A 23,977-nucleotide genomic window follows, 5' to 3' on the forward strand; every position below is an offset into this window, starting at 1 on the left:
AAAGCCCCGAAACAAGTCAAGGAGAGGATGTCCCCTTCGTGATGGTCACGTCGTGCGTCGATCGATTTTTGAGGGTTTGACATTCTTCCCCCTTGCCCAAACAGGACTAGTTTGGTATTATTTGCGGGCGTGCACCATTCGACAACTCAACAAGGAGAAGATCCCATGAACGATGTGATCGAGATACAACCGGGGCTCTACTGGATAGGGGCCGAAGACCCGGAACTGCGCACCTTTGACGACCTCTTCCCGACGGAGCAGGGGACTACCTACAACTCTTACCTCATTAAGGGGAAGGATAAGATCGCCATTGTCGACACGGTGAAGGAGGAGCGGGCCGAGGAGTTTCTCGCCAAGGTTAAAAAGCTTGTCGACCCCGCCGACGTGGACTACTTCATTATCAACCACACCGAGCCGGATCACTCCGGGTCGCTGGCGTTCATGCTCAGGCACTGCCCGAAGGCGACCGTGGTCTCCACCCAGGCAGCCAACACCTTCCTCAAGAACCTCATCCACACCGAGTTCCCTGCTCATATCGTCAAGGATGGTGAAGTCATCGACCTGGGGGGCCGGCACATCCGCTTCATCGTCGCCCCGTTCCTCCACTGGCCGGACACCATGTTCGCCCTGCTGGAGGAGGACGGCGTCCTCTTCACCTGTGACGCCTTCGGTGCCCATTACTGCGGTCCGTCCATCTTCAACGACGAATTGCCCGAATACGTCAAGGACATGCAGTTCTACTTCGACTGCATCATGCGTCCCTTCAAAGACCGGGCTCTGGCGGCCATCGCCAAGATCAAGGGGGAACGGATCGAGGTGGTCTGCCCCAGTCACGGCCCGGTGCTCCGCTCCGATCCGTGGAAATACATCGGCTACTACGAGACCTGGTGCCAGCCCGTCGCCGAGGGGAAGAGGGTGGTCATCTTCTACCTCTCTCCCCATGGCAACACGGAAAAGATGGCGGCCGCCGTCGCCAAAGGGGCGGCCCTGCCGGGAGTGGAGGTGGCCAGCTACCATATCAACCACCTGAGCGCCGACGAGATCCGCGACCACATGGAGGAGGCGGACGCCCTCATCTTTGGCATCCCCACCATCAACCGGGATATTCCCAAGCCGATGTGGGACGTGCTCGCCTATCTCTCCTCGGTCAAACTCAAGACCACCATCGGTGCCGTCTTCGGCAGCTACGGCTGGAGCGGCGAGGCGTGCAAGATGGCCGAGGAGCGACTCAAGGGGCTCAATTTCAAACTGCCGGCTCCTTTTGTGAGGACCCCCTTCACCCCGCGTCCGGAGGTGCTGGAACAGTGCGAGGCCCTGGGACGGACCATCGCCGGGGAAGTGCTGAAGAAGTAGCCACTCCACTCTGCTGCCACATGAAAAGCCGGGAACACCCTGCGGGTGTTTCCGGCTTTCTTTGCTGCGGGATGTATACGCTGCTGCGGAGGGGGTCGTTGCTCCCGGGGAAAGGGGCGATCACTCGCCCAGGGATATGTGACGATAAGGGTGCAAAATGACGCCGTTCGAGGGGATATGGTTCGTTCCTTCCAAGTCAGGATGCGGTTCCTTCTGCAGGGGATCGCGGCAAGCGCGCATGAGTCCGTCCGATCCCCAGAAGGCGATGACTTCCCGCTCTTCGATCAGATAGTCCAGGGCGGTGGAAGGGACAAACCCGTTGGATCCATTGGTGTACACGACGGGGATCAGCATGTTCGACGCTCCTTGTTGGCAGTGTCTTAGTGATACTTAATTTTGCGCGCCAATGCAACCCAATTTTTGGGGTGCCGGTCTGTTTGACAGACACCGCAGTGGCGGGTATCATCAACGCAGTTGGGAAATCCACGGGAAACGGCAGCCATGAGTCCAGACGAGCCATCAGTGAAACATGACGAAACCTTGACACCGCACGACACACGGTATCTGCTGGTCCTCCCCTTTTCAACAGATCCTGTCCTGGCACGGCGCTTCCTTGCCACCGACCGGGACGTGGTTGGCAACATCCGCTTCGGCAAGCTGCTCGAAACCCTCGACAAGGTGGCGGAGAACACTGCCCTGTCCTACGTCAACAGGTTCTATCCCGATGCCAGGGTTGTCACTGCCGCTATTGACAGCGTGGTGGTGCGACACCCTGCCGACACGAGGCACGATCTGGTCTTTTCGGCCCAGATCAACCATGTGGGGAAATCGTCCCTCGAGGTCGGCATCCGGATCGAACACCTGGGGCCGGGGTCGGGACACGTGGCGACCGCCTACTTCACCATGGTGGCCCGCTCAACCGAAGGGGGCCAGGGGCGGAGCCTCACCCTGCCGCCGCTCGCCTACGAACTCGACACCGAGAAGAAGCGGTACGAAAAGGCCAACCAGCGGCGGCAGGCGTACCGGGAGAGCCTGGCAAAGGCCGAGGAGATGCCGTCACTCGACGAATACCTGCTCCTCAAGGGGCTGCACAAGCAACAGGAAGCCGAAGGTTTCAGCGGCATCCGCGCCAGTGCTCTCGTGCTGCACTCAACCCAGCGGGCCTACCCCGAACAGGAAAATGTTCCGAAAACCATCTTCGGGGGCTATCTCGTCAGGCGGGCTTACGAACTGGCCGCCCTGGCCGCCGAGATGGTTGCCCCGGACCGGGTGGTGCCGTGCCAGGTGAACCGGATCAACTTCAACCAGCCGGTGCTCCTCGGCGACCAGCTGAAGTTCACCGCCCGGGTGGTCTACACCGGCAGAACGACCATCACCGTCCAGTCGGACATCGAGCGGTTCAGCCGGGGGGTCGGCGACAAGGCGCTCTCCAACTCCTGCCTCTTCACCTTCAGAAACGTCGATGCCACCATGCAGCCCCAGCCGGTGCCGTTCATCTACCCGGTAACCTATGACGAGGACGCCCGCTTCCTGAATGCCTATCGTCAGCGGATCGACTGAGTCCGATCTGGCCGCAGGGTGGTGGTTTCAGGTAATAGATTGACTTCCGGGGGAAAGTCATCTATGGTCAATCCATATATCACCATGTGATAACTACTGACCCATCCGCACGATCGATTCATGGTGCGGATATACCAGCCTGGAAGGAGAAACCTGAGATGAAGAAAGTACTTGCCAGCATTGTAGGTGTCCTTGCAACCGCCAGCTTCGCCGTGGCCGGCGTCGGTGTCGGCGTCGATGTCGCCACCCCCAACGTGAGGGTGCAGGTCGGCACCCCCCAGCCCCCGCCCGTGACCGTTGTGCATCAGGATACGGTCATCGTCAAGGAGAAAAAGGACAACGGCAAGCACAAGGGACACTACAAGAAGCACAAGAAACACAAGAAGCATAAAGATTGATCCGGACCCCGCCGGTTCATCGCCCAAATGCAAAAAGCCCGCTCGTGCGGGCTTTTTGCTGTGCGGCCTGTTGGATAACCTTCTCGTCCCCGGCGGATTGCCGAATCGAGAAACATTCTGCCGGGGGAGTGGAGTTCTCCCTTCATCCCCTGCTCAGAAGGCGTAGGTGAACTTGACCCAGAGGTTCTCCCCCTCGGGGCGGTTCTTCGCTTCCGTCTCGAACTGGTACTTGGCGCTGAGGGCCATGTTCCGATAGTCGAACTTGAGCGCGGGACCGGCGGCAAACACCCGTCCTTTGTTGTCCCTGACCTTCACGCCGTTCGCCTCGTCGTCGGTCACCTGCTGGTAGTAGTAACCCGCCAGGCCGAAACTGAAACTCTCTATTTTCTTGGCGAGGGTGTAGTCCAGGTGAAATTCCTGGCCGGAGAGATAGTTCGTCGTCCCCGGAGGGGTCAGCCTGCTCGCATCGTCGTTCCGGGTGTTGAAGTCGTACATGAGCTTCGCCGACGCCTCCAGGCCGTTATCGGAAACGTAGGTGCCGGCGATGATCGGTTCGAAGGTCCAGTAGTTCCTCCCCACATTGGCCAGACGGTCCTTGTCGTAGCTTCCCGTGGGGATGTAGATGTCGATGCCCGTTGCGGCATGCCAGTTCTTGCCGTGCCAGGAGAGGATGAAGGGGTCGACGATGATGTCCCCCAGCCCCGCATCGGTGCGGTTGCCGAGGGGGGTGCTGGTTTTCACGCTGACGTTCATGACGGGGACGAAGACGTGGAACCCCCAGAATCCGCCGAGGACCTGCCGGTCGGTGATATGGATGAAACGGAGCACGTCGGCGACCACGTTCAGCTTGAAGCCGGGGATGGCGCTGCTGCCGTGGTTGTTCGTAAACTTGTCGGCGGAGTAGTAATCCACATAGTTGATGAAGTAGGTGCCGGGGGGCGGCACTGCCCCGGACATGAAGTCTTCCGCCCCGTTGGGGTAAGCGCCCCCCCCTCCCTCGGTGGCATGGGCTGTGGCACCCGTCATCCCCGTCACGCAGAGTGCGGCCAACAGCACCAGCGCCCGACGCAGCCTTCGTCCCTTCCCCTCTCCGAACCTTTCCTGAGTCATTTGTCCCCTCCTCCCTGTGATCAAAAAATGACATGCCCGTGCAACCTTTCCCATCGGAAACGGACAGCCGGCACCGTCAACGGCGCCTTCCCTCGTCTACCCCTCGGGAAGGACCGGTTTTATGGTGGAATGATTATGCCGGTTTGTCAAGAGAATGCCATGGTATCCGGTTTGATTTCAGCTCGTTCAGCGGATAGAACGTGCCGCGCCAGTGGATGCCCCCCTGCCGGAGGTTCAGCAGCATGGTTCGCAACAGGATGAAGACGAACAGGGACGCCGTCAGGGGGTAGCCGATGGCATGCCACGGTCGGGCATGGTGAAAGCGGGCGCTGTCGGCGACCACCAGCGTGATCAGGACCGCCGTGGCCAGGTATGCTCCCTGCACCGCGCCGCGGGTCAGGAAAACGGCCGCAAAGGGCCAGATGCTGCACAGCGCAAGGAGCGACGAACCCGCCAGCACCAGGGGGATGCTGTAGTCCGTCCCGGAAAAGGCGTTCTTCTCCAGCCCCCTGATCACTTCGCGCAGCGATGCATACCACTCCACCGTCATGAACTCGGGAGCGTAGGCCACGTCCTGGCGAAAACCAGCCCGTTTGATGATCTTTCCCAGCTTGATGTCGTCATCGGGACGGAGGCGGATGGTCTCGTGTCCCCCCACCTGCCGGTAGGCGGAGGTCCTGACCAGATTGAATGCGCCGATGCCGATATGGCAGCGGCTTTTGGGGTCCCGGGCCTTCCAGGGGCGTGAGAAGAGAGAAAAGAAGACGATGAAGGCGGTTCCGAACATCTCCAGGAAGGTGGTCGGCATGCGAATGGAGGGGGTCACGGCCAGGTGGTCGAGCCGGTTGTTTTCCAGAAAGGTCACGGCGCGGGCGATCAGCGTCGGCTCCATGACGATATCGGCGTCGGTGAACAGCAGCAGCTTCCCTCGGGCCTGACCGCTGCCGACCCACAGGGCATGGTTCTTTCCCAGCCATCCCGGTGGAAGGGCCTCCACATGGCTCACCTTCAACCGACTGTCCGTAGTCGCCATCCCGTCCAGTATGCAACCGGTCGCGTCACCGGAGCGGTCATCCACCACGATCAGCTCGTAGTCGGGGTAGTCGAGGTGCAGCAGCGATTGCAGAGCCTCGCGGATGTTGCGCTGCTCGTTGCGGGCGGCCACGATGACGGAAACGGCGGGGGGGACGGAGGGAGGGTCGGGGGACACATCCCGCAGGGCGGCAATGGAACGGTTGCCGACCATAAGGTCGAGGGCAGCCAGCATGGTGAGGACGAGTGTCGCAACAGCGACCCAGCAGAGGGTGGTCATGGGGATATAGGACACGGGATCACCCTTTTCCCCCCAGTTCGCGCCAACGGAAACAGTTCACCGTGTGGTCGTTGACCATGCCGATAGCCTGCATGTGGGCATAGCAGATGGTGCTGCCGACGAAGCGGAAGCCGCGGCGTTTCAGGTCCCGGCTCATGGCGTCGGAAACGGTGGTGCTGCCCGGGATGTCGCTGGTGCTCCGCCAGCGGTTCTGAATCGGGTGGCCGTCCACGAAGCTCCATTGGTAGGCGTCGAAGGAGCCGAACTCCTCCCGGACCTTGAGGAAGGCCCGGGCATTGGAGATGGTCGACTCCACCTTGAGGCGGTTGCGGACGATCCCCGGGTTTGCCAGCAGTTCCGCAACCTTCGTCCCGTCGAATCGGGCCACCAGTTCGGGGTCGAAACCGGCGAAGGCGGCGCGGTAGGCCTCCCGTTTCCGGAGGATGGTGATCCAGGAAAGCCCTGCCTGGGCTCCTTCCAGGGTCAGGAACTCGAACAGCAGCCGGTCGTCGTGGACCGGCACCCCCCATTCCCGGTCGTGGTAGGCCTGGTAGAGCGGGTCGGTGCCGGGCCAGGCACAGCGCTCGATGATCTGAACATGTTCCATGGTGTTCTCCTCGTTTCCGCAGGTGCAAGGATGTCAGTGTACCGTTGTCTGGCCGGTCCCGGCGGGGAGGCGGATGAACTGGGCCAGGATCAGGGAGACCATCCCCAGGGCGGCACCGCCGATAAAGGGGATCCGGTAGTCGATCATCCAGAGGTACCCCCCCAGGGCCGGGAGGAAGACGGCGGCGATGTGGTTGATGGTGAAGCCGACGGCGGTGGTGGGGGCGATGTCCTCGTGGTCGGCGATCTTCTGGAAGTAGGTTCGGATGGCCACGGCGAAGTTGAAGAGGATGGAGTCGATGATGTACATGGCAGCCACCATCCCCTTGGAGGTGGCGTAGGCATAGGTGAGGAAGATCGCCACGACGCCGATGTACTCCATGGAGCAGAGGAGCCGCTCGCCGAAGGCGTTGATGGCCCGGCCGATGAGGGGGTTGACGAACCAGTTGATGGCATTGTTGACGAGGAAGAGGATGGTCATCTCCCGCACCGAGAAGTGGAAGAGCTTCACCAGGAGAAAGATTGAGAAGACCATGAATATCTGCCGCCGGGCGCCAGACATGAAGGTGAGGGCATAGTAGAGCCAGTAGCGCCGTTTCAGGAACATCCGAAGACGCTGGGGGGGGATGCTCTCGTGGGTCGGGTCCTGGAACAGAGCCCAGATGCCCAGGCAGAAGACCACACTCCCCACCGCCAGGAACATCCCCCGGTATCCCAGGAATCCCCCCATGATCCAGATGGCCCCGGCGGCGACGATGCTGGAGATGGCCGCCAGGCTCCGCAGTTTCCCCATCACCAGGGGGGAGAGGTGGGTGGAGAAGTACTGGAGGGTGAGGGACTGGTTGGTGGTTTCGTAGTAGTGGAAGCCGAAGCTCATGACCAGGGAGGTGAGGGCCACGCCGACGAAGGAGGGGAAGAAGCCGGTCAGGGCGACGCCGATGCCGAGCAGCGCGATGGAGAGCGCCGACAGGCGGTGCTCACGGACCACCATCATCACGTAGACGGCGGTCAGGGCCAGAAAGCCGGGAATCTCCCGCACCGACTGGATGATGCCGATGTGTTTCCCCTCCAGGTGCACCGCTTCCACGGCGAAGTTGTTGATGAGGATGGCGTACCCCTGCAGGCCGACCATGGAGGCGGCGGTGAGGACGGCAAGGAAACGGAACATCGGTTTCTGGTGGGCTTCGAACATGGAAGGGACTTTCCTGGCGGATAGGGTGCTGCCAATCCTATAGCGTAACCGGGGGGGAGGCAAGCAGAAAAGGAGGGTGGTGGCGCTGCATTTTTCGCTTCGCATCGGGGGCGATCCGGGGGTATGCTAAGACTCTTGCGGGGAAGGGGGAGATGGGGACGTGACGGGCAAGGTTCGGAAAATGTGCACGGCAGGTGTATCGTGTCAGTGAATGGTGAAGGGATGCATCCGACACACCGCCAGGGGATACAACTCCTCGTCTGCTGCGGGATCGGTTTTCTCTGCTTTTTCGGTGCCTACATGCGCATACCGGTACTCCCCCTGTTCGCCGCGTCCCTCGGAGCCACCCCCTCCCAGATCGGGATGATCAACGCCGCCTTCATGCTCTCCGCCGGCCTCCTTGCCATCCCCTCGGGGCTCCTCTCCGACCGGATCGGCCAGTGGCCGATGCTGCTGGCGGGACTTCTGACCATCGCCTGTTCCTCGCTCCTGATCCCGTTCTGTTCCGGGCCGCTGACCATGGGAGGCGTCTACCTCCTCTTCGGTGCCGGCCTGGCAGCCTTTGCTCCCACCATGATGTCGTACGTGGCGAATATCACCCCTCCGTCGCACCTGGGACGGGCGTACAGCTTCTACACCACGGCGGTCTACCTCGGCATGACCGTCGGTCCGGCCGTCGGCGGCTTCCTTGGCCGAGCTTGGGGTCTCGGACGGGTATTCTGGGCCTCCGGCGGGACGGTGCTCCTGGCGCTCCCCTTCATGCTGGCGTTCCTCTCCCGTGCCGACTCCCGCCCCTTTCCCGAGCGGGAGCATCCCTCCGTCTGGCGCGCTGTCACCGCACTTATGGGGAACCACCGGTTCGTCGCCTCCCTCGTCGGCACCCTGGGGGGGTGCTTCGGCTTCGGGATGTTCGTCTCCTTCCTCCCCCTGCACGCCAGGGCGGAGGGGCTCAATGCGGGACACGTGGGGATGGTGTTCGGGATGCAGGCGCTGGCCAACGTCCTGTTGCGGATCCCCCTGGGGCGTCTGAGCGACCGGCTCAACCGCGGTACCATGTCGACGTGGGGGCTGGCCCTCTTGGGGGTGAGCCTCGGGACGGTCGGGACCTTCAGCGGGCTGGTGCCGCTTGCGGCCTGCGCTGCCGTGGTCGGCGCGGGGATGGGGGTGAGCTTCACCGCGCTCGGGGCACTGGTGGCCGAGGTTGTCTCCCGGGAGGAGCGGGGGCTGGCCCTCGGGGTATACAACAGCTGCATCTACCTGGGGATGATGGTCAGTTCGGCCACCATGGGGGGAGTCATCCACCATGTCGGTTTCGGGTGGGGATTCGCCGTGGCGGGCGGGGGGACGCTGCTGGCGACGCTGCTGTTCCATGCCGGATTCCGGCGGGCGACCCGTGCCCATCGCGCACGCACTCAGGATTCTCCGGCGAATGCCCCTTGACTTCATTTCGGGAGTTTATTTATGACATGGTACGTAAAAGTGCTGGCAGTAGTGTTCCTGCTCATAGGCTGCACGACGGGATGCGCGCCGTCCGCCAAGGTAGTGCGGGTCGGTGGTGAGGAGGCGGCCATCAGCGGCTTTGTCCTGCCGGCGAAGGAGACGTTCGAGGAGGAGAACGAAGGGATTACCCTGGAGATCGTCCGGAGCGCACCGGGGAACGAACTTGCCGACCTGTCGAACGGGACAGTGGATGCCGTGGTGTCGGTACGGTCCCTTTCCGACCTGCTGCATGCCTATGGGGAAGAAAAGATGGTTGATTCTGCCACCCTCCGGAGCACCGGCGTGGGCAAGAACGATATGGTCATTTTTCTCAACAGGAAAAACAACGTGAAACGGCTGTCGAAGAAGCAACTCAAGACCATATTCGCGGGCAGGGTCACCAACTGGAAACAGCTCAAAGGGGCCAACAGAGGGATTGTGGTGGTCTGGAACCTTTCTGCGGAAGCGGAGAACACCATGTTCATCAAGGATATCCTCGGCGATGCGCCGTTTGCGCCGAAACTGCTCACCGTCAACAGCTACGACGAGGTGCGGAAGCTGGTCATGGAGACTCCGGGAGCCATTGGTATCGCCCCTTCCGGCTACATTGCCGCCGGGATAAGGGTGCCGAAGGCTCCGGTGGTTTCGTCGCCGGTCATCGTGGTGACCAGGGGGGAGCCGACGCCGAACGTGAAGAAGTTGACGGATATTCTGAAAGATATGGCTTTGCTTCAGTAGGGGGGAAGACTCCGATCTCCGTGGTATACTCGTAAAGCGCATCATGCGCCACATCGCTACCGACACGGAGAGTGACGCCATGGACACCGCGCCGGTTGTCATCCGCCAGGACCAGTACGAGACCGACACTCTGGCCGCCCAGTACTGCGATGCCCACTACGGGCCGGACCACTTCGACGTGGCGAACTTTCCGGCCACCTGTGCCAGGATATGCCTGGAACTGATGGAAGGGCGCACGAAAGGTGCCGCTCTGGACGTGGGGTGCGCCGTGGGGCGGGGCTCCTTCGAACTGGCACGGGGGGGCTTCGAGCGGGTCACCGGACTCGATTTCTCCACCCGCTTCTTTCGACTGGCCGCCCGGATGCAGGAGGAGGGATACCTGCGTTTTGCCCTGCCCGAGGAGGGGGAAATCGTCTCCTTTCACGAAATCGGCCTTGTCGACCTGGGGCTGGCGGAGGTCCGGGATCGGGTGGCGTTCTTCCAGGCTGATGCCTGCAACCTTCCGGACAAGTTCGCCGGCTACGACTTGGTGCTGGCCGCCAATCTCATCGACCGGCTCTATGCGCCGCGCCGGTTCCTCACCACCATCCACGAGCGGATGAACCCAGGCGGTCTGCTGATAATCACCTCCCCCTATAGCTGGCTGGAGGAATTCACGAAACACGAGGATTGGCTGGGAGGATACCGCGATGCCGGCGAGCCGGTCTGGACCCTGGATGGGCTGAAGGAGGCACTAGCGACCCGCTTCCGGATGGTCGGTGAGCCACGGGACATCCCCTTCGTGATCCGTGAGACCCGGCGCAAGTACCAGCACACCATCGCTGAACTGACGGCATGGGAGCTGGCATGAGGGGGCAGGGGTGAGATTGGCGCGTCGTGGACTGGTCTGGCACCGTACCAGGTTCGACGTTTTGACATATTTGTGCCACTACATTCAAGATGTGGGCTTTTCGGGTCTTACCAGTTGCCATCGAGGGAGTGAACGCCAGAATCACGTTGACGGCCGCTCTTCCGGGGTGCTATTCTTCCCCATTGCTGCGGCAAAGGTGCGGAAAATTTACTATCGTTCCGGAGGTGTTACGTGCGTACAAGACTGAGCCTGGTGATCTTCCTTGCAGTTCCCCTCATACTGGTTTCTTCGGCCTTTGCCGCGGACTCGGCACAGCCCCTCATCGGGATATCGAAGATCGTCTCGCACCCGGCCCTGGATGCCGTTGAAAAGGGGATCCAGGACGAGCTCTCCGCCTTGAAGATCAACGCCCGGTACGACCTGCAGAACGCCAACGGCGACGCCAATACTGCTGCCTCCATCGCCAACAAGTTCCAGTCGGAGAAGGTCAATCTTGCGGTCGGCATCGCCACCCCCACTGCCCAGGCGCTGGTGAACACCCTGAAAACCACGCCGGTGGTCTACTCCGCGGTGACCGACCCGGTGAAGGCCGGGCTGGTCAAGTCCCTGACCCAGGGGGACAAGATGGTGACCGGCGTCTCCGACATGACTCCGGTGAAACAGCAGATCGAGCTGCTCCTCAAGATGAAGAAGGTGAAGCGGCTCGGCCACATCTACACAAGCTCCGAAGAGAACGCGGTGGTGCTGGCGGGTGTGGTGAAGCAGGTCTGCAAGACCATGGGGATCGAGTTCGTGGAGACCACGGTCTCCAAGTCCGCCGAGGTGAAGCAGGCGGTCCAGTCCATCATCAGGCGGGTCGATGCCCTCTACATCAGTACCGACAACACGGTGGTCTCCGCCATGAGCGCCGTGACGGACGTGGCGATGAAGAACAAGGTACCGGTCATGTCGGCCGACCCGAGCTCCGCCGAGTCCCATCCCGTCCTCGCCGCGTGGGGATTCGACTACTACAAGATGGGACGGGCCACTGGGAAGATGGTCGCCGAGATCCTCAAGGGGAAGAAGCCTGCGCAGATCCCGACCCGCTTCATGACCAAGGCTTCCGACGTGGACCTGCTGATCAACCTGGACGTGGCGAAGAAACTCGGCCTCACCGTCCCGAAGGATATCGTCAAGACCGCCAACAAGGTGGTGGAGAACGGCAAGCTGACGAAGAAATAAGGGCTGCTTTTAACCACGGAGGACACGGAGAACAACCGGAACATAGATTTAGCAGGGATGGACAGGATATACAGGGTTAAACCAGAATCCTGAAAAACAGAATGGGACACGGATCACATCTGAAAAGGCGGATCAAACCATAATCTTCCAAGCATCAAGCCGTTTGCTTAGGTTGATCCGCCTTGATCTGATTTTTCCGCCTTTTCCGCGTTCCATTGCCTTTGCGTTTCTCCGTGTCCTCTGTGGTAAATGTTTAAGAAGGATTCTATGATCGAAGGTATTTTCGTTGAAGGACTCATCTACGGCATCATGGTCCTGGGGGTGTTCATCTCCTTCCGGGTCCTGGATTTCCCCGACCTGACGGTGGATGGTTCGTTTCCCCTCGGGGCGGCCCTCATGGCCCAGTGCCTCCTGTCGGGGGTGAACGGCTGGCTGGCGCTCCTCATCGCCTTCGCCGGCGGGATTATCGCCGGGTTCGTCACCTCCCTCATCCACAACCACCTCAAGGTCCCCAACCTCCTGGCCGGCATCCTGACCATGACCATGCTCTACTCGGTCAACATCAGGGTGCTGGGGAACCGGGCCAACGTCCCCCTCCTCAACCAGGAGACAATCCTGACCCAGGTCACCGACCGACTGACCGGCATCGTCCCCGACGAGTACATCCTGCTGGTCTTCTTCGCCGTGGTCGCCCTTGTCATCAAGCTCCTGCTGGATGTCTTCTTCCGCACCGACCTGGGGATGACCATCGGCGCCATGGGGAACAACGAGCAGATGGTCATCTCCCAGGGGGTGAACCCCAAGACCCTGAAATCCATCGGCCTCGGTCTCTCCAACGGGCTCGTCGCCCTCTCCGGCGCCTTCGCGGCCCAGTACCTCGGCTTCGCCGACGTGGGGCTCGGCCAGGGGATCATCATCTCCGGCCTGGCGTCGGTCATGATCGGCGAGTTCCTGATCATGAAGAGCAACCGGATCGGCGTCCTGACGTTCTGCGCGGTTCTCGGCTCCATCTGCTTCTATGCGGTCATGTACGTGGGACGCTACTACGGGTATCTCGTCAACATGACCCCCAACGACCTGAACCTGATCAAGGGGATACTGATCATCGTGCTGCTGATAATGACCCAGAGCAGGAAGCTGAAGAAATTTGCCGTCAAAGCCGTGGTGAAGAAATGATCGAGCTCAAGAACGTATCCATGATCTTCAACCAGGGGACGGTGAACGAGAACCAGGCGATCTCCACCATCAACCTGAAAGTCAACGAGGGGGATTTCGTCACCGTCATCGGGAGCAACGGCGCCGGCAAGTCCACCCTCTTCAACCTCATCGCCGGCACCATCACCCCCACGGTCGGCTCCATCCACCTGAACGACCGGAACATCACCCGCGACCCGGAGTACAAACGGGCACAGTACATCGGCAGGATCTTCCAGAACCCGCTCCTCGGGACGGCGAGCAACATGAGCCTGGAAGACAACATGATGATCACCTACAGGAAGGGGTTCAAGTGGCTGAAGCGGAGCCTGAACCACAAGATGCGGGAGTTCTTCCGGTCGGAGCTGGTTCAGCTCAGGATGGGGCTGGAGGACCGGATGAAGGAGAACCTGGCCCTCTTCTCCGGCGGGCAGCGCCAGGCCCTGACCCTGCTGATGATGGTCCTCTCCCGTCCCGACCTGATCCTGCTGGACGAGCACACGGCGGCCCTCGACCCGAAGAACGCCGCCATCGTCCTGGAACTGACCAACAAGTTCATCCAGGAGTACAAGCTCACCGCCATGATGATCACCCACAACATGAGCCATGCCATCGAGTACGGCAACCGGCTCCTGATGATGGACAAGGGGGAGATCATCTTCGAGGCGGCGGGGGAAGAGAAGAAAGCCCTCACCGTGGAGAAGCTCATCGACAAGTTCCACCAGATCCGTCACAAGAGCTTCGAGAACGACCGGACCTTGCTGTCCGAGGAGTGAGGGTAGGCACCATCAGTGACGAAACGCGAAAGGCGGCCGATTGGCCGCCTTTTTTTATGTGGGAAGGGAGGATTTGCATGGTTGTTTGTTTTTTCGATGCCACCCCGCTTACCGCTCATTTTGTTGAATATTTTAATTTACAGGCTATCAGAGTTTGCGTATATTTTCGGCAATCTTCCCAATAGCACAGCACGCCCAACGAAAAAAGAACCCACTCATCATATGGCGTTAGCAGGCGGCACGTGGAATCCGGAGAAAAAATTGTGGCGGGTGCCGTTTGGGGTTATCCGGGGCGATACCGAACTGGAAGGAAGGATTGTGAAGGATTGAAATTTGGAAGCAGAGGAACATGCCGGATAAGTAAAATGATGGGGCAAAGTTCCCAATATAAGTAACTTTTATGGTTTCCCATATTGGGAACATATTCCGTATATTAGGAACCGGTTACCTATATGGGGAACTACACCTAACCGGTCAATCACGAGTTAGGTAGATAGGAGAAAAATGAATGACGGGACACCAATTACTTAAGTCTCAACGTAACGAAGTTTTCTTACTAATTCAGGGTGCTGACCTTGAACCAGCGGCGTTCCAATGGGAAACAGTGAATAGTCTACATGAAAGCAGACTCAGTGTGCCACGCCTTGTCTACGTACCATCCGGAGATTACTTTCACTTCGATTTAGTTAAAGGGAAGCATTGGTGTCAATATTCCCCAGGCGAAGATGTGCTAGTAGAAAGTCAGTATCCGGGAAGTTGGGACTATCAACTGAGTTATTTTAGCAATAACTGGCTAAGAAATCTAAAACGGGAATTGGAAACACCCGACATGTGGACAGCGATTGCTGGTGAAAGTGCTTTACTGCTGGGCACGGTAGTCGTTGAGGATGAAACCAATAGTCTGTTTAGTCCATCAGAGCGCGAGCATATATCTCGGAGTTTGAATGAAATACGCGCATACATTGAATCAACGCATTTGGTTTCTGAAGCAAGGGTTGGATTTGTTGAAGAACGCCTCCAATATCTTGAAGAAGCCGCTTCTAGAATGGGCAGGAAAGACTGGTTCAATTTGGCATATGGTGCACTTATTAATATTGTCGTCGGGGCAGCACTTGCTCCCGAAGCAGCGAAAGACCTACTCCGACTTGCAGGCACTGCTCTTGCTTGGGTGCTTGGCGGGCAACCAGCCCTTTTAGCCCCGGGTAGATAAGACAACCTAACCAGGTGGCGGCACACAGGCGCTAACGCGCTGGTGCGCCCCCACGCCGTTGGATAAATCTAAATGAAGTTGATTCCCATTCCTCCAAGATCAATAAGAAGCTGTGGCCTCATGCGCGAAGACAAGGCCATGAGAAAGGCGAAATAAGGATAATCGGTTACTACTCGAAACAAGATGGGCTTGACTGCGTGTGGCTGGTAACTAAGACTGGAACTATGACTGGACTACAGATCATGAATGGCTGTACGAGAAATTTGAGGTGCTTGAATACTCAGACGAGACCGATCTTTCCGGAGAGCAAAGGGACGATATTCAAGAGCTGAATGAAGAGCAGATTGAGAAATTTAGACATCAATAGACATGGCGGGCAAAAGAAAAGATCAGCCATCGGCATGGCTGATCCACTCCAAGGATACTAGGCAGCCAGCAGTTCTTTTATAATCTCCGGTTTCTTGATGGCAATAGTGATGAGAGACTTTGCCGCCCCGGAAGGGGTACGACGCCCTTGCTCCCACTCCTGTAGAGTTCGGAGCGACACACCAAGCATTTTTGCGAATTCGCTCTGAGAAAGACCGATCTTTTGTCGGGCTGAAGCTATAGGCGAAACTTCCAGGGTGGAAACACGTCCGACCCTGCCGGCCTTGATGTCTCGAACAGCCTGGAGCAGTTCTTCGCCTATGTTTCGCTTTGCATCACGTTCAAGCAGTTTTTTTTCATCGAGCGACATGTTCCATCTCCTCCTTTAGAGCTTTGAGAATGTGTCCGGGAATGCTGTCAACAGCGCTTTTAGCATAGATAAGGAGTAACCAAATCTCGCCGGCTTCTGAACGGGCAAAATAAAGAACCCTGACGCCGCCGCTCTTGCCGGTGCCGCGACGGCTCCAGCGAACTTTGCGGACTCCGCCGGAACCGCGCACCACATCGCCTGCGTCTGGGGTGGCAGCGAGGAACGCCTGAAAAACCCGATATTCGTCGTCAGTCAGATAATCATGAATCTGTTTGGTAAATAGCGGTGATTCGACGAACGTGACCATAGAGTCAATATACGGCATTGACGTATAAAGTCAATCTGATTTTTTTTGCAGAGAAGACTGCTGGATACCATCAGTCACCCAAATCTTGAAAGGTAGCTCACAGCGAGAGGGGTGGTAAGCTCACGTGCGAGCTTGTCGGTCATCGAGTTCATTTGTTGGGGAGCGCTGTAACATTTCTTACTGGTGAGATTGAGATCTAGCGAGTCCCTGTCAACGGCGCAGCCATTGGCATTACAGGAGAGAGCCTTGGAGAAAACGCTGCAACTGTGCTACCCGGTTGTTACCCTTGACGGCAAAGAGCTGCTTCCCGTCGGCACCTCCCTGACACCGGAGACCATGGCGGAACTGGCCCGGTCGGCGCGGACGGAAACGTTTCCCCGCATGCGGCTGATGGAGTACGGCACGATCGCCGAAGACCTGCGCAGCTTCATGGAGCAGCCACCCTATTGCCATATCTTTTCCAGGCCGGCACGTACAAAAGCCATTTTCGATTCGCTGCAGCAGGTCGAATTTGTCCACCCCCTGCTGGACATCTACGGCTACTTCAAGGCCCACGACCCCTATACCTACCGCCACATCCTGACGGTTTTCGCCCTGTCGCGGCTGCTGGCCCAGGACTTCTTCGACGACCGGAATGAGCTGTCCCGAGAGCTTGCGGCGGCTTCGAACCATGATTTCGGCAAAATCTGCGTGCCGCTGGGAGTCCACAAGAGATCGACCCCCCTGAGCGAGCACGAACGGATGCAACTGAGCCATCATGCCGCGGCGGGCTATGTCCTGCTGAGTTATTATCTGATGGACCCGAACCATCCGGCGGCGATTACCGCCCGTGATCATCATGAACGGTGTGACGGCTCGGGTTATCCACGCGGGATTGCACTGCAGAACAGAGTTGTGGAGATCGTGGCCGTCAGCGACATGTTCGACGCGCTCATCTCCCCCCGCCCCTATCGACCCCACTCCTACGATCTGCGCACGGCCATGGAGGAACTCACCGTGCTGGCGCACAAAGGTGCCGTCAGTGCCGACGTGGTACGCGCCCTGATAGGCTGCAACCGGAAAAACCAGCCCCATTACACGGAGTGCACCCTTTCCCATGAACAGCGCGGCACCCCTCCGCCCGACAACCTCTACCTTGGGGCAATCCCCTGCTCCTACGAGTCCGACGGCAATCCGGATGGAGATCCCAAGGCATGATTCCCGGAGCAGGTGGCTGACCCGATAGCACCTGCCCCATGAATCCTTGTATTCAGAAATTGAACTATTCGGGAAAAATTGTATAGTTGCTCCTATCACCCTGAAAGGAGGAAGGATAATGGATTTTCGGAAAACCGGGGAAACCCTTGCCGGTCTGGCCGTCGCCGCACTGATGGTTGCGCCGGCGGTTCTGGCGGTCGATCAGGCGCCACCGGCCAGGACGAAGGACGTCACGTCCTGTTCCGTCTGCCACAAGCCGGAAGCAGGGCAGCTGCGGGCGTTTTACGACAACGTGTCGATGAAGTCGCAATCGATCCAGCTCAGGCTGGACAGCGCCGCCGAGGTGGTCAGGTTCGACAAGACCACCCTGCGCGTCAACGGCTCGACGCCGGACAACGTGGAGAAGTCGCTGCGCGGCATCAAGAAGGGGCACGAGGTGCGGGTCGCCTATGTGGAGGGTGCCGACGGCGTCAAGAGCATCTCGGAGATCTCCATCAAGCCCCCCATGAAGGTGCCGGCCGAGAAGCAGATGAACGTGGCGGAACTGGAAAAGCTACTGAAGGGGAATACGAAGTACACCCTGGTGGATGCCCGCCCCCCCATCAAGTTCCAGGAAGGGTCCATCCCGACCGCCATCAACATCCCGCTGCCGGCGTTTCAGAAGAACCTGGACAAGCTCCCAAGGGACAAGGGTGAGCTCCTGGTCTACTTCTGCGCCGGCGTCACCTGAGCGCTCAGCCCTTCCTCCGCCCGTGAGGCGGAGAAAATCGGTTACACCAACGTCAAAATATTCCACGACGGCATTCCCGAGTGGAACAAGCGCAACTTTACCATCCTGAACGCCCGGGCCCTCAAGGAAGGGTGGCTCGACAAGGACCTCTCCTTCGTGCTCCTGGATGTCCGCTCCGACAAGGAAGCCAGGGCAGGCTTCATCAAAGGCGCGGTGAACATTCCGGAGAAGGCCGTCGACGGCGCCCTCCCGTCGTTTCCGGACAAGGAGTTGAAGCCCCCCATCGTGGTCTACGACGCCAAGGGTGACGGTAGCGCCGAGAAGGTGGCGATGAAGCTTGTCGAAGCCGGCTACCCGGGGCCGCGGGTGCTGACCGGCGGCTTTGCCGCTTGGAAGGGTGCCGGATACGGGGTCGAAACGGGTACGCCGGCGACCAGGGTCGTCTATGTCCCCAAACCGAAGGCCGGCAGCATTCCGGTGGCCGACTTCGAGGCCTTTGCCAGGGGCGTTCCGGCCGGTATTCAGATCATCGATGTCCGCACCCGTGAGGAGGTTGAGGAGACCGGCATGATCAGGGGGGCGGTCAACATCCCGGCCGAAGAGATCGTCTCGCGCCTGGCCGAAATCCCGAAGGACAGGGAGGTCGTCCTGCACTGCTCCACCGGTGCCCGGGCCGAGATGTCCTACACCATCCTGAAGGAGAAGGGGTACAACATCCGCTTCCTCGACGCCACCATCACGACCGACAAGGATGGCACCTTCACGATCAAGAAATAACAAGCTTTGTCCCTAAGACGCGCGCGCCCCGGCAGGAAAACCTGCCGGGGCGTTGTCGTTTTGATTCTCCTGGTCTGGTTCGCCAGTAGCTGAAAGGCAGCGATCAGCCATCCCCCTGCAGCCGTTCCCGTTTGAGCAACTCCGGGAAGAGCCGCATCCAGATGAGGACGACGACGAGGGTGCCGATGCCGCCGATGAGAGCGGCCGGGACGGCGCCGAACCAGGCGGCGGTGAGCCCCGATTCGAACTCCCCCAGTTCGTTGGAGGAGCTGACGAAGATGGCGTTGACGGCGCTCACCCGGCCCCGCATCTCGTCCGGCGTCTCCAGCTGGATAAGGGAGGCGCGGATGACGATGCTGATCATGTCGGCCCAGCCGAGGATGGCGAGGGCCGCGAAGGAGAGGAGGATGGAGCGGGAGAGGGCGAAGACGACGGTCATGGCGCCGAACAGGGCGACGGCGGCGAACATGACCCGTCCGACCCTCTGGCGGAGGGGGTTGCGGGCCAGGTAGAGGGATGCGGCCAGCGCCCCCACGGCCGGCGCCCCCCTGAGCAGGCCGAGCCCCTCGGGGCCGGTGAGCAGGATGTCCCGGGCGTAGATGGGAAGGAGCGCCGTGGCACCCCCCAGGAGGACGGCGAACAAGTCGAGGGATACGGCGCCGAGGAGGACGGGGCGGCTCCGGATGAAGCCGATCCCGGCGAAGACGGTTTTAATGCTTATGGGTTCCCGCGCGGGGGGGATTCGCCTGATCCGGATGCAGAGGATGGTGACGGCGGCAAAGAGGAAGAGGATGAAGCTGGTGCCGTAGACCGCGGCGGGGCCGGCGAGGTAGAGGAAGCCCCCCAGCACGGGGCCGACGATGGTGGCCGCCTGCTTGACCCCGGAGCTGGCGGCTATGGCCTGGGGGAGGATCTCCGGTTCCGCCAGGGACGGGACCAGGGCGAGCATGGTGGAGTATTCGAAGGCGCGGCCGATGCCGATGGCGAGGACGAAGAGGAGGATGGTCTCCCGGCTCCCCCCGTGCAGGAGGGTGGTCGCGGCGAGGCCGGCCAGCGCCGCCGCCTCGGCCAGGAGGGCGAAGGAGACGATCCGCCGCCGGTCGTGGCGGTCGGCCAGGTGTCCCACGTAGAGGGTGAGGAGAAGTGACGGGATGAACTGGACGAGCCCCACCAGCCCCAGATCCAGGGCGCGGTGGGTCAGCCCGTAGATCTGCCAGCCGACGGCGACACCCGCCATCTGGTAGGCCAGGGTCGCCGCGCCGCGGGCGGCGATGAAGAAGGCGAGCGGTCGGTGCTGCCGGAGCGAAAAGGGAGGCATGGTCGGGTGTCGGGTCCCTTCGGTGCCGTGATGGTATACGGGGGCATCCTATGCCAGTCCACGGCTCTTGTCCAGCTAGAGTTTGCCTGTCCCCGCCAGGGCGTGCCGCAGGTTCACCACGAAATCCTGGGCGTTGGTGAGGATGGCCCTCGCCTGTCCCGATCCGCGGTTGGCCAGCTTATCGGCGCCGAATTCGGACATGTCCACGATGTAGAAAAAGACCGGCCGCACGGTGCCGTCCTCCATCACCCGGTAGTCGGGGACCATATTGCCGGTGGCGATGGTGTGGAGCTGGGTCGCCACGGCGATGACGGTGGTGGTCCGGCGCGCCTGCTGGCGCATGGCGTCCTGGGCCTGGACCGTATCGGTGATCACCTCGGGAAGGGGGCCGTCGTCCCGTATGGAGCCGGCCAGGACGAAGGGGACGGAACGTCGGAGGCAGGCGGGGATGATGCCGTCCCGGATATCCAGTTCGGCGACGGTCCGTGCCAGTGACCCCCGCCGGCGGACCTCGTTGATGGCGTCCAGGTGGTTGTAATGCCCGCCGGGAACCAGGGCCTGGGTGTAGATGTCCTGGCCGAGGCCGGTGCGGAAGAGGGCCGCCTCCAGGTCGTGGGTGGCGAGGGCGTTCCCCGCCAGCAGGGCGTGGCAATAGCCGTTCTCGATCAGCCACTGCATGGCGTCGCGGCTGTCCCGGTCGAAGGCGACGGCGGGCCCCAGCACCCAGAGAATGGAGCCCTGCTCCCGGTCGTGGCGGAGAATCTCGTACAGTTCGTCGTAGGAGCGGGAGAAGGGGGTCTCCCGGGTGCCGCGGGCGCGGAAGGCGAATTTCCCCTCCGTTGCCGTCCCGGCGGGATCGAAGCCGGTGGTGTGGACGTAGATCCCCTCCTCGCCGTTTTCACTCCGCCCCATGACCACCGGCTCACCCTGCCGGACGAGGCGGGGTTCCACCACCCGGAGCCCGCCGGCATCAAGGAGCAGGACAGCGTCCATCCGGCTCTCCCCGGCCAGCAGCCACTCGCCGCTTCCCCGGTGGACGTACTCGGGGTGGTTGCTGGTGGCGTGGAAGCCGGGGGGGAGAACGCCGTCGGCGGGCGCCGGTGCGGTGCGGACCGCCGGTGCCGCGGCCAGGTCGGGGCGGGAGAAGTCGGGAGGGGTGTAGGAGGGAATGGCTGCCATGATGGCCTCCTGGGTGTGGGGGAGATGGGACAAGTAAAGCGCCGGACGAAGATTTGTCAAGGTGGGAGCGGGCGACAGCCGCCAATATGTGGTACGCTTATGGCGAGTAGATAAGGCCGAGGAGGATGCAATGGAGAGAGGCAGGGCGAACCGCCCCACGCGGGTCATCATCATGGGGGCGGCGGGGCGGGATTTCCACAACTTCAACTGCTGCTTCCGGGACAACCCCCTGTTCCGGGTGGTGGCGTTCACGGCGGCCCAGATCCCCTACATCAGCGACCGGCGCTATCCCCCGACCCTGGCTGGGCCACTCTACCCCAAGGGGATTCCCATCCATCCCGAGGAACAACTCCCCGACCTGATCCGCCGCCACAACGTCTGGCAGGTGGTCTTCGCCTACAGTGACATCTCCCACGAGCAGCTGATGCACACCGCTTCGCTGGTCCTCGCCTGCGGCGCCGATTTCCGTCTCATCGGCCCGGACGCGACCATGCTGGCGAGCCGCCGGCCGGTGGTGTCGGTCTGCGCCGTCCGGACCGGTTGCGGCAAGAGCCAGGTGGTCCGCTATTTCTGCGATATCCTGCGGGAGCGGGGGATCCGGCCGGTGGTGGTGCGCCACCCCATGCCCTACGGCGACCTGGCCGCCCAGGCGGTGCAGCGCTTCGCGGAGCCCGCCGACCTGGACCGGTTCCACTGCACCATCGAGGAGCGGGAGGAGTACGAGCACCTGCTGGAGCACGGCGCCATCGTCTACGCGGGGGTCGACTACCGGCGGATCCTGCGCCGGGCCGAGAAGGAGGCTCAGGTTATCCTCTGGGACGGGGGGAACAACGACCTCCCCTTCTTCCGTTCCGACCTGGAGATCGTGGTGGCGGACCCTCTCCGCCCGGGGCACGAGACCTCCTGGTATCCCGGCGAGGTCAACTTGCGGCGGGCGCGGATCATCATCGTCAACAAGGTGAACGCCGCAGAGCCGGCGGCAGTGGAAGCGGTGGAGGCCGTGGCGAAGCGGGTGAACCCGGCGGCCATGGTGGTCCGGACGGCATCGCTCGTGACCGTGACCGACGGGGAACGGCTTCGGGGGAAACGGGTGCTGGTGGTGGAGGACGGCCCCTCCGTCACCCACGGTTCCCTCCCGTCGGGGGCCGGCCTTGCGGCGGCCCGGCAGCACGGTGCGCACGTGGTGGACCCCCGCCCCTGGGCACGGGGGTCACTGGCCGGGGTCTATGCCGCATTCCCCCACGTAGGTCCGGTGCTTCCCGCCATGGGATACAGCCCGGCCCAGGTGGCGGATCTGGCCGCCACCATAGCTGCAGTTCCATGCGATCTGGTGCTGGCGGCTACCCCCATCGACCTGAACAGGCTGCTGGCAAGCACGCGATCCATTATCCGCGTTTCCTATGCCATCAGCGAGATCGACGGGACTCCCCTGCGTGACGCCATCTGCGGGCTTCTGGATCGAACCGGCGGGTCGTACTGAAGAATCCGTTGACTGCCGACCGTTTCTTCCCCCACCCACCCCTCCCCCGCTGGGGGAGGGCAAGGAGTTCTCCCCCCAGCGGGGGGAGGAAGGAGGGGGGACGTCGAGTAGTCATGTTGCGAGTTCGTAGCAGCACGATACCCTTCTCCTTGGTTCCGGCGGCGATTGATGGTATGGTGGGGCAAATCGTACCGACCACGAATTCACAAGGGGACCGTGATCCATGCCCGAGAGCCCGCACCCGTTCCAGACCCTCACCCCCGAGTTCATCATGGACGCCGTGGAGAGCCAGGGGTTTTGCTGCGACTGCCGCACCTTCCCCCTGAACAGCTACGAGAACCGCGTCTACCAGGTGGGGATCGAGGAGGGGCAGCCGCTCATCGCAAAATTCTACCGTCCCGGCCGCTGGAGCGACCTCCAGATCCGGGAGGAGCACCGGTTCTGCCGGGAGCTGGCCGACCAGGAGCTTTCGGTGGTTGCCCCCTGGCGAAACGGCGCCGGGGAGAGCCTCTTCCGCCACGGCGACTTCCTCTTTGCCCTCTATCCCCGCCAGGGTGGCCATGCTCCCGAATTCGACAACCTGGACAACCTGCTGATTCTCGGCCGGATGCTCGGCCGTATCCACAGCGTCGGTGCAGTCCATCCCTTCAAGCACCGGCCTGCCCTGGATGTCCGGAGCTTCGGCCATTCCAGCGTGGCCCTCATCGGCGAACGCTTCATCCCGACGGAGTACCGGGCCAGCTACGAGGCGGTGACCGGCCAGCTCCTCGCGGGGATCGAAGCGTGCTTTGCGGAGGCGGGACCGATCCGGCAGATCCGGACCCATGGCGACTGCCACGCCGGCAACATCCTCTGGCGCGGCGGCGTTCCCCACTTCGTCGATTTCGACGATGCCCGGACGGCACCGGCGGTGCAGGATCTCTGGATGATGCTTTCCGGTGACCGGCAGCGTCAGATCGCCCAGCTGGATGCGTTGTTGGAGGGATACCGGGAGTTCCACGACTTCGATAGCCGGGAACTGCGGCTTATCGAGGCGCTACGCTCCCTGCGCATGCTCCATTACGCCGCCTGGCTCGCCAGTCGTTGGGAGGATCCGATTTTCCCCGGCACCTTCCCCTGGTTCAACACCGTCCGCTACTGGGGGGAGCATATTCTCCAATTGCGGGAACAGCTGGCGGTCCTCGACGAACCGCCGCTGGAGCTCCCCTGAGTTTTCGTGCCGTGGCTTCTCTGACGAAAGTTCGTACCCGGTGC

The 23,977-nt window shown here is 61.2% G+C and carries 24 protein-coding genes; 15 read left to right on the forward strand and 9 right to left on the reverse strand.

The window, feature by feature from the left end:
- Nucleotides 1–165 precede the first annotated feature (165 nt).
- The gene (locus KI810_RS02365; protein WP_214173876.1) at nucleotides 166–1,353 is read left to right on the forward strand and encodes an FprA family A-type flavoprotein; all 1,188 of its coding nucleotides are present in this window, start codon (nucleotides 166–168) and stop codon (nucleotides 1,351–1,353) included.
- A gap of 120 nt (nucleotides 1,354–1,473) precedes the next feature.
- Here KI810_RS02365 and KI810_RS02370 read toward each other — a convergent pair whose 3' ends face one another.
- Nucleotides 1,474–1,707: a GSU3473 family protein gene (locus KI810_RS02370; RefSeq protein WP_214173877.1), complete on the reverse strand. Its 234-nt coding sequence runs from the start codon at nucleotides 1,705–1,707 to the stop codon at nucleotides 1,474–1,476.
- Nucleotides 1,708–1,875: 168 nt separating this feature from the next.
- Here KI810_RS02370 and KI810_RS02375 point away from each other — a divergent pair, with 168 nt between their 5' ends.
- Nucleotides 1,876–2,913 carry an acyl-CoA thioesterase gene (locus tag KI810_RS02375; RefSeq protein WP_343213455.1) on the forward strand — a complete coding sequence of 346 codons (1,038 nt, stop codon included), beginning with the start codon at nucleotides 1,876–1,878 and terminating at the stop codon, nucleotides 2,911–2,913.
- Between the two features lie 158 nt (nucleotides 2,914–3,071).
- Nucleotides 3,072–3,311, forward strand: coding sequence for a hypothetical protein (locus tag KI810_RS02380; RefSeq protein ID WP_214173879.1), 240 nt, complete (start codon nucleotides 3,072–3,074; stop codon nucleotides 3,309–3,311).
- 153 nt (nucleotides 3,312–3,464) lie between these two features.
- On the opposite strand, the gene KI810_RS02385 is transcribed toward KI810_RS02380, so the two are convergent.
- The 4 genes from KI810_RS02385 to KI810_RS02400 all read right to left on the reverse strand — a co-directional run bounded on the left by KI810_RS02385 (nucleotide 3,465) and on the right by KI810_RS02400 (nucleotide 7,531).
- Nucleotides 3,465–4,421: a SphA family protein gene (locus KI810_RS02385; protein WP_246525114.1), complete on the reverse strand. Its 957-nt coding sequence runs from the start codon at nucleotides 4,419–4,421 to the stop codon at nucleotides 3,465–3,467.
- A gap of 133 nt (nucleotides 4,422–4,554) precedes the next feature.
- Nucleotides 4,555–5,748 carry a glycosyltransferase family 2 protein gene (locus KI810_RS02390; RefSeq protein WP_214173880.1) on the reverse strand — a complete coding sequence of 398 codons (1,194 nt, stop codon included), beginning with the start codon at nucleotides 5,746–5,748 and terminating at the stop codon, nucleotides 4,555–4,557.
- A 4-nt stretch (nucleotides 5,749–5,752) separates the two neighbouring features.
- Nucleotides 5,753–6,340, reverse strand: a complete 588-nt coding sequence (locus tag KI810_RS02395) for a DNA-3-methyladenine glycosylase I (protein WP_214173881.1) — start codon at nucleotides 6,338–6,340, stop codon at nucleotides 5,753–5,755.
- A gap of 33 nt (nucleotides 6,341–6,373) precedes the next feature.
- A complete protein-coding gene (locus KI810_RS02400) occupies nucleotides 6,374–7,531 on the reverse strand; it encodes an MFS transporter (protein WP_214173882.1) in 1,158 nt (385 codons plus the stop codon).
- 201 nt (nucleotides 7,532–7,732) lie between these two features.
- Between KI810_RS02400 and KI810_RS02405 the strand changes: the two genes are divergently transcribed.
- The 8 genes from KI810_RS02405 to KI810_RS02440 all read left to right on the forward strand — a co-directional run bounded on the left by KI810_RS02405 (nucleotide 7,733) and on the right by KI810_RS02440 (nucleotide 14,999).
- The gene (locus tag KI810_RS02405; protein ID WP_343213456.1) at nucleotides 7,733–8,971 is read left to right on the forward strand and encodes an MFS transporter; all 1,239 of its coding nucleotides are present in this window, start codon (nucleotides 7,733–7,735) and stop codon (nucleotides 8,969–8,971) included.
- A gap of 21 nt (nucleotides 8,972–8,992) precedes the next feature.
- On the forward strand, nucleotides 8,993–9,748 hold the full coding sequence (locus KI810_RS02410) for a substrate-binding domain-containing protein (protein WP_214173883.1): 756 nt from the start codon (nucleotides 8,993–8,995) through the stop codon (nucleotides 9,746–9,748).
- A gap of 43 nt (nucleotides 9,749–9,791) precedes the next feature.
- Complete coding sequence (locus KI810_RS02415) at nucleotides 9,792–10,598, forward strand: putative 4-mercaptohistidine N1-methyltransferase (protein WP_214173884.1); 807 nt, start codon at nucleotides 9,792–9,794, stop codon at nucleotides 10,596–10,598.
- Nucleotides 10,599–10,829: 231 nt separating this feature from the next.
- Nucleotides 10,830–11,819, forward strand: coding sequence for an ABC transporter substrate-binding protein (locus KI810_RS02420; protein WP_214173885.1), 990 nt, complete (start codon nucleotides 10,830–10,832; stop codon nucleotides 11,817–11,819).
- A 267-nt stretch (nucleotides 11,820–12,086) separates the two neighbouring features.
- On the forward strand, nucleotides 12,087–12,995 hold the full coding sequence (locus KI810_RS02425; protein WP_214173886.1) for an ABC transporter permease: 909 nt from the start codon (nucleotides 12,087–12,089) through the stop codon (nucleotides 12,993–12,995).
- Nucleotides 12,992–13,789: an ABC transporter ATP-binding protein gene (locus tag KI810_RS02430; protein ID WP_214173887.1), complete on the forward strand. Its 798-nt coding sequence runs from the start codon at nucleotides 12,992–12,994 to the stop codon at nucleotides 13,787–13,789. The genes KI810_RS02425 and KI810_RS02430 overlap by 4 nt, the downstream gene beginning before the upstream one ends.
- A gap of 15 nt (nucleotides 13,790–13,804) precedes the next feature.
- A complete protein-coding gene (locus KI810_RS02435; protein WP_214173888.1) occupies nucleotides 13,805–14,119 on the forward strand; it encodes a hypothetical protein in 315 nt (104 codons plus the stop codon).
- Between the two features lie 178 nt (nucleotides 14,120–14,297).
- Nucleotides 14,298–14,999: a hypothetical protein gene (locus tag KI810_RS02440; RefSeq protein WP_214173889.1), complete on the forward strand. Its 702-nt coding sequence runs from the start codon at nucleotides 14,298–14,300 to the stop codon at nucleotides 14,997–14,999.
- 424 nt (nucleotides 15,000–15,423) lie between these two features.
- Here the strand turns inward: KI810_RS02440 and KI810_RS02445 are convergent, their stop codons facing one another.
- Together KI810_RS02445 and KI810_RS02450 are read right to left on the reverse strand one after the other, a co-directional pair.
- Entirely contained in the window at nucleotides 15,424–15,735 is a 312-nt protein-coding gene (locus tag KI810_RS02445; RefSeq protein WP_214173890.1) for a helix-turn-helix domain-containing protein, read from the reverse strand.
- The gene (locus tag KI810_RS02450; protein ID WP_246525115.1) at nucleotides 15,722–16,042 is read right to left on the reverse strand and encodes a type II toxin-antitoxin system RelE/ParE family toxin; all 321 of its coding nucleotides are present in this window, start codon (nucleotides 16,040–16,042) and stop codon (nucleotides 15,722–15,724) included. Before KI810_RS02450 ends, KI810_RS02445 begins: the two co-directional genes overlap by 14 nt.
- Before the next feature lie 246 nt (nucleotides 16,043–16,288).
- Here KI810_RS02450 and KI810_RS17405 point away from each other — a divergent pair, with 246 nt between their 5' ends.
- Together KI810_RS17405 and KI810_RS02460 are read left to right on the forward strand one after the other, a co-directional pair.
- Nucleotides 16,289–17,239 carry an HD-GYP domain-containing protein gene (locus tag KI810_RS17405; RefSeq protein WP_281412529.1) on the forward strand — a complete coding sequence of 317 codons (951 nt, stop codon included), beginning with the start codon at nucleotides 16,289–16,291 and terminating at the stop codon, nucleotides 17,237–17,239.
- 118 nt (nucleotides 17,240–17,357) lie between these two features.
- Nucleotides 17,358–18,746: a rhodanese-like domain-containing protein gene (locus KI810_RS02460; RefSeq protein ID WP_214173892.1), complete on the forward strand. Its 1,389-nt coding sequence runs from the start codon at nucleotides 17,358–17,360 to the stop codon at nucleotides 18,744–18,746.
- Nucleotides 18,747–18,849: 103 nt separating this feature from the next.
- Here KI810_RS02460 and KI810_RS02465 read toward each other — a convergent pair whose 3' ends face one another.
- Entirely contained in the window at nucleotides 18,850–20,064 is a 1,215-nt protein-coding gene (locus KI810_RS02465; protein ID WP_214173893.1) for an MFS transporter, read from the reverse strand.
- 75 nt (nucleotides 20,065–20,139) lie between these two features.
- Entirely contained in the window at nucleotides 20,140–21,243 is a 1,104-nt protein-coding gene (locus KI810_RS02470; protein ID WP_214173894.1) for a putative NPN-dependent ornithine cyclodeaminase, read from the reverse strand.
- Nucleotides 21,244–21,373: 130 nt separating this feature from the next.
- Between KI810_RS02470 and KI810_RS02475 the strand changes: the two genes are divergently transcribed.
- Together KI810_RS02475 and KI810_RS02480 are read left to right on the forward strand one after the other, a co-directional pair.
- Nucleotides 21,374–22,723: a cyclic 2,3-diphosphoglycerate synthase gene (locus KI810_RS02475; RefSeq protein ID WP_214173895.1), complete on the forward strand. Its 1,350-nt coding sequence runs from the start codon at nucleotides 21,374–21,376 to the stop codon at nucleotides 22,721–22,723.
- Nucleotides 22,724–22,946: 223 nt separating this feature from the next.
- On the forward strand, nucleotides 22,947–23,933 hold the full coding sequence (locus tag KI810_RS02480; protein ID WP_214173896.1) for a serine/threonine protein kinase: 987 nt from the start codon (nucleotides 22,947–22,949) through the stop codon (nucleotides 23,931–23,933).
- The last annotated feature ends 44 nt before the right edge of the window (nucleotides 23,934–23,977 follow it).

Origin of the sequence: Geomobilimonas luticola (assembly GCF_018476905.1) — a bacterium.
Lineage (GTDB): Bacteria > Desulfobacterota > Desulfuromonadia > Geobacterales > Geobacteraceae > Geomobilimonas > Geomobilimonas luticola.

What these genes read in the sequence shown, in the direction of transcription:
- KI810_RS02365 (WP_214173876.1), top strand. Translation starts at nt 166, where the DNA reads ATGAACGATGTGATCGAGATACAACCGGGGCTCTACTGGATAGGGGCC.
- KI810_RS02370 (WP_214173877.1), bottom strand. Translation starts at nt 1,707, where the DNA reads ATGCTGATCCCCGTCGTGTACACCAATGGATCCAACGGGTTTGTCCCT.
- KI810_RS02380 (WP_214173879.1), top strand. Translation starts at nt 3,072, where the DNA reads ATGAAGAAAGTACTTGCCAGCATTGTAGGTGTCCTTGCAACCGCCAGC.
- KI810_RS02385 (WP_246525114.1), bottom strand. Translation starts at nt 4,421, where the DNA reads ATGACTCAGGAAAGGTTCGGAGAGGGGAAGGGACGAAGGCTGCGTCGG.
- KI810_RS02395 (WP_214173881.1), bottom strand. Translation starts at nt 6,340, where the DNA reads ATGGAACATGTTCAGATCATCGAGCGCTGTGCCTGGCCCGGCACCGAC.
- KI810_RS02400 (WP_214173882.1), bottom strand. Translation starts at nt 7,531, where the DNA reads ATGTTCGAAGCCCACCAGAAACCGATGTTCCGTTTCCTTGCCGTCCTC.
- KI810_RS02410 (WP_214173883.1), top strand. Translation starts at nt 8,993, where the DNA reads ATGACATGGTACGTAAAAGTGCTGGCAGTAGTGTTCCTGCTCATAGGC.
- KI810_RS02415 (WP_214173884.1), top strand. Translation starts at nt 9,792, where the DNA reads ATGCGCCACATCGCTACCGACACGGAGAGTGACGCCATGGACACCGCG.
- KI810_RS02425 (WP_214173886.1), top strand. Translation starts at nt 12,087, where the DNA reads ATGATCGAAGGTATTTTCGTTGAAGGACTCATCTACGGCATCATGGTC.
- KI810_RS02430 (WP_214173887.1), top strand. Translation starts at nt 12,992, where the DNA reads ATGATCGAGCTCAAGAACGTATCCATGATCTTCAACCAGGGGACGGTG.
- KI810_RS02440 (WP_214173889.1), top strand. Translation starts at nt 14,298, where the DNA reads ATGACGGGACACCAATTACTTAAGTCTCAACGTAACGAAGTTTTCTTA.
- KI810_RS02445 (WP_214173890.1), bottom strand. Translation starts at nt 15,735, where the DNA reads ATGTCGCTCGATGAAAAAAAACTGCTTGAACGTGATGCAAAGCGAAAC.
- KI810_RS02450 (WP_246525115.1), bottom strand. Translation starts at nt 16,042, where the DNA reads ATGGTCACGTTCGTCGAATCACCGCTATTTACCAAACAGATTCATGAT.
- KI810_RS02465 (WP_214173893.1), bottom strand. Translation starts at nt 20,064, where the DNA reads ATGCCTCCCTTTTCGCTCCGGCAGCACCGACCGCTCGCCTTCTTCATC.
- KI810_RS02470 (WP_214173894.1), bottom strand. Translation starts at nt 21,243, where the DNA reads ATGGCAGCCATTCCCTCCTACACCCCTCCCGACTTCTCCCGCCCCGAC.
- KI810_RS02475 (WP_214173895.1), top strand. Translation starts at nt 21,374, where the DNA reads ATGGAGAGAGGCAGGGCGAACCGCCCCACGCGGGTCATCATCATGGGG.
- KI810_RS02480 (WP_214173896.1), top strand. Translation starts at nt 22,947, where the DNA reads ATGCCCGAGAGCCCGCACCCGTTCCAGACCCTCACCCCCGAGTTCATC.